Below are 4,482 nucleotides of genomic sequence, written 5' to 3' on the forward strand. Positions count from 1 at the left end.
GACGATCAGATCGACCTGCTCATCGAAGAAGGCTGGCGGCAGCAGGATCTCGCGCTGCTGACCACCGGTAGCCGCCATCCCGAGCAGACCGAGCGCCAGCGCGACGGGCACAAGGCCTACTGGGATACCTTCTGGGACGCCGAGCAGGTGTTCTACGGTCACGTCCTGGGCTTCAAGGGACTCGAGCGGCGGGCGGTCGTCCTCGTCGTCAATGAGGAGTCCAAGTTCGAACGGTCCCGGGAACGGCTCTACGTCGGATTGTCCAGGGCACGTGATCAACTGGTCGTCTGCGGCGATCCCGACTTCATCCGCGAGGTCGGCGGCCCTGATCTGGCGCGACGGCTCAACGTCGACTGACCGGGCCGTCGCCGGCGAGGTGTCGACCTGCGCCTCATCGGTCTCCGCCGCCGGCGGATCACTCCTCGTTGGACCAGATCTCGGCAAGCATGGTGGCGCCGGGAAGCAGGGATCGCGCCGAAGCGCCGATGGTCCATACGCGCCAGTCGGCGTCGTCGATCAGGTCGAGTCCGCTCATGATCGAGGACTGCTGGGCGATCGCTATCTGCACGTCGCGCGGGCTGACGGGTTGACCGCCGATCTGCCAGCCGAGCCGAAGCAGTTGGTGCACCTGGGTCGCAAGCTCTGCAAGGGGGAGGGGGCCGTGTGCGGCGAGCACCCCAATCGTCAGCTCGGTGATCTCGGTGGCGAACGTGTTGCCGTCGAACGCCGCCCTGAGGCGGCGCACGATGGCGAGATCGTCGCCGGCCGCTCGGGTGGGGGTGAGCACGCCGTGGCGAAGCCGCAGCAGCCCCACGCCGCGAAGCAGATCGTGCAGCGCCCCGAGTGGGGGCAGGTCGTCCTCGATGGTGGCGGGCCGGCCCAGCGGATACCAGTGTGGACGGTGCTGTTGCATGCCGCGTACCACCGTTCTCGGTAGCCGCCCGCCCGGAGTGAGTTTCACCCCGTCGGCGACGAGATCGAGCAGCAGCCGCACGCTCTCGGGCACCTCACCGACGACCCGGCGCACCCACTGGTCGGTGGCGGCGCGGTCGAAGGGACGTAACCGGTTGCCGACCCAGCTGCGCATGTGGTCGTGGTCGGGGTGTGCTGGGTCGGCGAGCGCGTCGAGCAGCTCGGCGTACCCGCCGGGTCCGCCGCAGTCTTCGGGCGGGCAGGCACCGTGCCCGTCCACGCAGCCCGGCGTGGAGCCGCCGGACCCGAGCACCTCGACGTCATGGGTCCAGCCATCGCCGAAGTCGTAGAGGTATTCGAACTCGTTGCCGAGATCGGCCAGCCGGGCACCGGCTTCGTCACGCTGGTCCTCGGGCCACACCTCCTCGCCGGGAATCTCCATCCCGTACGTGTCCTGCGGTGTCACGAACTGGTGCAGATGCGAGTCGGTCCACCCGAAAGCGGCCTGCAGCAGCTCGTGCAGCTCGGGCAGGGTGGTCGATGCGGGCACGTCGACCGTCCTGGCGACCGCCGGTTCGACGTCGCGCAACCCCACCCGCAGCCTGATGGTCTTCATCGCGGTGCGACGGATGTCGGTGCGGCGCAACACTTCTTGTACTTGCGCCCCGACCCGCACCAGCACGGCTGGTTGCGGGCCGGTGGCCAGGCGATCAAACCTGGGTCGGCTTTGGCTGCCAGGTAAGCGGCATACTCGGCCCGGGCGTCCGCTGAATCAGGCTGGTGCCCTCCTTCGGCACACCACGCAGTGACGGGCGCCACCCGCAGCGGGGCGATCGTCATCGCGGGCAGGCCGGCTTCCGCATACTCGACAAACACTTGCTGCATCGCCCGGCAGTACTGCGGGTGCGGGAGCGGACCGTCTGAGCCAGCCACCCGGTCGCTGCCAGCAAAGTCGGGCCACGCGCTCGTCGCCTGCTCGTAGTCTCCGGCCGGCAGCCACGCCAAGGCCACCGTGCCGATGTCGCCGCGGCTTTCCGGCGCGATTTCCTGCTCCCGCGGGGAGTGCGCCGCGGACAACTCCCGCTGCAACCGATCCGATAGCCCTGTCATCGATTCGCATCCTCTCGCACCGCTGCGCCGCGCACCATACTTCGGCAGTTTCTGGGGCGCGCAGAGTCACTTCTGCTAGTGATAACAGGGTCGATGACCGGGCATGCTTGCCGAATGCAATGCGGCTACGTCGCGGGTTGCCACCGCCCTCCGGTTCGCTAGATGAAGCCCCACGTCCTCAGCCGTCGGTGGATGAATCAAGGCTGGCGCGAACGTCTTTCATACGGCGGTAGTAGCGGAGAAGATTCTCGGGTGCTCGGACGAAGCCGTACCTCTCGTAGAAGGCGGCCGCCGCCTCGTCGACAGCATCCACCACGATGAGCCTTGCGGCAGCGACCTCCCCGGCGGCGACGGCCTTTCGTAGCGCCTCGGCGAGAAGCGTTGCGCCAACGCCTGTTCCCTGCTGTGACCGCTCGACTGCCAGGCGGGCCAGCAGAACCATGCCGACCGGATGGGCAGGCATGCCGCGGACGAGCCTTGCCGGAGCCTCAGCTCGACGCACCGAACCCATGGTCAGGCTGAAGTAGCCGATGACACGATCGCTACTTACGGCGACGAACGTACGCGTGGAGTCCATGCGTTGCGCTGCGAGCGCGTGGCTGCGCAGCCACGCGTCGAGCACCTCGTTTCCGGAGTCGAAGGTGCTGATGTCGTGGTCGGCATCGAGCCGTTCGAGCAGGACGCGGGTCACGCCTCGCGGAGCTCGGGGTTCTTCCTGAACAGGTCAATCAGCTCCGGTACGGGCGTGGCTGGCTTGTCGAGTTCGGTCATGAATAGGTCGAACGCCTGGTTCGACAGCACCAAGTCCTGATGCTGCTTGACCACGCCCTTCGCTCGTGATGTGACCGTGTCCAGAACGAACGCGGTCACCGTGGTGTCCTCGAGGTCGGCTGCCTGACGGATCAGCGCGTCCTGTTCTGGAGTAACACGAACCTCCAGCCGATGACGTCGGGGTCTGATCGCATGATCGGTCATCTGTTGAGCATAGCAGCTGTCCGGACGTTGTCCGGACGGGCTTCCGTTGTTCGCGCGGGCCAAAATGGCGGGCGGCTTGACGCCGAGACCTGGCCTCAAGCCTCCTCGTGCAACCGGGTACGGACCGTGGAGTGACACGTTAGAACGTGACGAGCAAACCTGCAGACACCTGATCTACTGGTACCATCAACTGGGTAGAAAGGTACCATCATGGCGCTGAACATCAAGGATCCGGCGGTTCACGAGGCGGTCAAGCGGATTGCGAGAATTACCGGTGAGTCCCAATCCGAAGCGGTGGCGAAGGCGGTCAACGAGCGTCTGGCCAGACTGCAGCAGGACGATCTCACCGCCCGACTGCTGGCCATCGGCCACAAATCCGCCAGTCGGATGAGCCCTGAAACCAGGCAGCTAGACCACGGAACGATGCTCTACGACGAGCGAGGCCTCCCGGCATGATCGTGGACACGTCGGCAATCATCGCGATCCTCAGGGCGGAGAACGATGCCGCGGTCTACGCCAAGGCCATTGCGACCGCCGAGGTGCGACGACTGTCCGCCGCGAGTTACCTCGAATGCGGAATCGTCCTCGATTCGCAGCGTGACCCGATCATCAGCAGAGGCCTGGACGCGCTCCTGCAGGAAGCAGAGTTCGTCGTCGAACCGGTTACCGAGCGACAGGCCCGCCTCGCCCGTCAGGCCTACGTGGACTTCGGCAAGGGCAGCGGCCATTCCGCCGGTTTGAACTTCGGTGATTGCCTGTCCTACGCCCTCGCGCAGGACATGCGTGAACCGCTTCTGTGGAAGGGCAACGACTTTGGACACACGGGCGTCCAATCCGCGCTTGAGCCGCAATGACTGGCGCGGTACGCAACCTCGTCGGTGCCCGGAGATGCAGCATCTGTTTTCACAGCTGGTGACGCAGTGACCGTGGCAGCGCTGTTCGCTTCCTCGACGTCTAGGCCACCTACTTCGCCGACGCCCGCACCTGCCTGGTGATTCGCTTCAGGAGTTGGTCGTCGATGCTCATGTGCAGCGAAATGGCATCGGCCTCAATGGTTCCGCGGGCATACCGCATCATCTCGGGCATCCGAGCGATGAAGTCGGTGAAGTCGTCGACGAACGTGTCATAGCCATCCAGAGGGATGTTCATCAGCTGGCCGCAGTCGCGCATCAGCCCCGAGTATTGCGATGGAGCGTCGAAGTCGCGGCACCGCTCGGCCAAGGTGAGAAATCGTTGGTGATAGTCCATCAGCCGGTTGGCCACCTGCACAATGCCTTCGGCGTCGGCGGTACTCTCGTCGCCATGCTGTCCGAAGACCTCCATGAAGGCCGGCGTGAGCATGAACGCCTCCGTCTGCGCGACGAGCTTCACGAGCTCGTCCATGCGGGCCGCCACGAATTGTGCGACCTCCAGACCGCTTCGCGCGTAACCGCCCGTGGGCGTGGCATACCCGAGCCGGACGTCGCGGACCCGCGACCGCACCGC

At 65.8% G+C, this 4,482-nt stretch carries 7 protein-coding genes and 1 pseudogene; 3 read left to right on the plus strand and 5 right to left on the minus strand.

Translation table 11 applies throughout. From position 1 onward, the window contains the following. On the plus strand, nt 1-357 hold a 357-nt coding region (locus tag VET27_RS11350; RefSeq protein WP_526518060.1), incomplete at its 5' end, for an ATP-binding domain-containing protein. Nucleotides 358-415: 58 nt separating this feature from the next. Here the strand turns inward: VET27_RS11350 and VET27_RS11355 are convergent. The 4 genes from VET27_RS11355 to VET27_RS11370 all read right to left on the minus strand — a co-directional run bounded on the left by VET27_RS11355 (nt 416) and on the right by VET27_RS11370 (nt 2,997). Continuing rightward, entirely contained in the window at nt 416-1,561 is a 1,146-nt protein-coding gene (locus VET27_RS11355) for an IS1096 element passenger TnpR family protein (protein WP_526518062.1), read from the minus strand. Beyond that, complete coding sequence (locus tag VET27_RS11360; protein ID WP_526518064.1) at nt 1,525-2,022, minus strand: SEC-C metal-binding domain-containing protein; 498 nt, start codon at nt 2,020-2,022, stop codon at nt 1,525-1,527. Before VET27_RS11360 ends, VET27_RS11355 begins: the two co-directional genes overlap by 37 nt. A 178-nt stretch (nt 2,023-2,200) precedes the next feature. Then, the gene (locus VET27_RS11365; RefSeq protein ID WP_526518066.1) at nt 2,201-2,713 is read right to left on the minus strand and encodes a GNAT family N-acetyltransferase; all 513 of its coding nucleotides are present in this window, start codon (nt 2,711-2,713) and stop codon (nt 2,201-2,203) included. Beyond that, nucleotides 2,710-2,997: a type II toxin-antitoxin system TacA family antitoxin gene (locus tag VET27_RS11370; protein WP_526518068.1), complete on the minus strand. Its 288-nt coding sequence runs from the start codon at nt 2,995-2,997 to the stop codon at nt 2,710-2,712. The genes VET27_RS11365 and VET27_RS11370 overlap by 4 nt, the downstream gene beginning before the upstream one ends. Nucleotides 2,998-3,207: 210 nt before the next feature. Here VET27_RS11370 and VET27_RS11375 point away from each other — a divergent pair, with 210 nt between their 5' ends. Then, complete coding sequence (locus VET27_RS11375) at nt 3,208-3,453, plus strand: type II toxin-antitoxin system VapB family antitoxin (RefSeq protein ID WP_526518070.1); 246 nt, start codon at nt 3,208-3,210, stop codon at nt 3,451-3,453. After that, entirely contained in the window at nt 3,450-3,851 is a 402-nt protein-coding gene (locus VET27_RS11380) for a type II toxin-antitoxin system VapC family toxin (protein WP_526518072.1), read from the plus strand. The genes VET27_RS11375 and VET27_RS11380 overlap by 4 nt, the downstream gene beginning before the upstream one ends. Nucleotides 3,852-3,960: 109 nt before the next feature. Here the strand turns inward: VET27_RS11380 and VET27_RS11385 are convergent. Next, nucleotides 3,961-4,482: pseudogene (locus tag VET27_RS11385) on the minus strand (hypothetical protein); the annotation flags it as partial.

Source organism: Mycobacterium sp. (assembly GCF_035633495.1).
GTDB lineage: Bacteria > Actinomycetota > Actinomycetes > Mycobacteriales > Mycobacteriaceae > Mycobacterium.

What these genes read in the sequence shown, in the direction of transcription:
- VET27_RS11375 (WP_526518070.1), top strand. Translation starts at nt 3,208, where the DNA reads ATGGCGCTGAACATCAAGGATCCGGCGGTTCACGAGGCGGTCAAGCGG.
- VET27_RS11370 (WP_526518068.1), bottom strand. Translation starts at nt 2,997, where the DNA reads ATGACCGATCATGCGATCAGACCCCGACGTCATCGGCTGGAGGTTCGT.
- VET27_RS11380 (WP_526518072.1), top strand. Translation starts at nt 3,450, where the DNA reads ATGATCGTGGACACGTCGGCAATCATCGCGATCCTCAGGGCGGAGAAC.
- VET27_RS11360 (WP_526518064.1), bottom strand. Translation starts at nt 2,022, where the DNA reads ATGACAGGGCTATCGGATCGGTTGCAGCGGGAGTTGTCCGCGGCGCAC.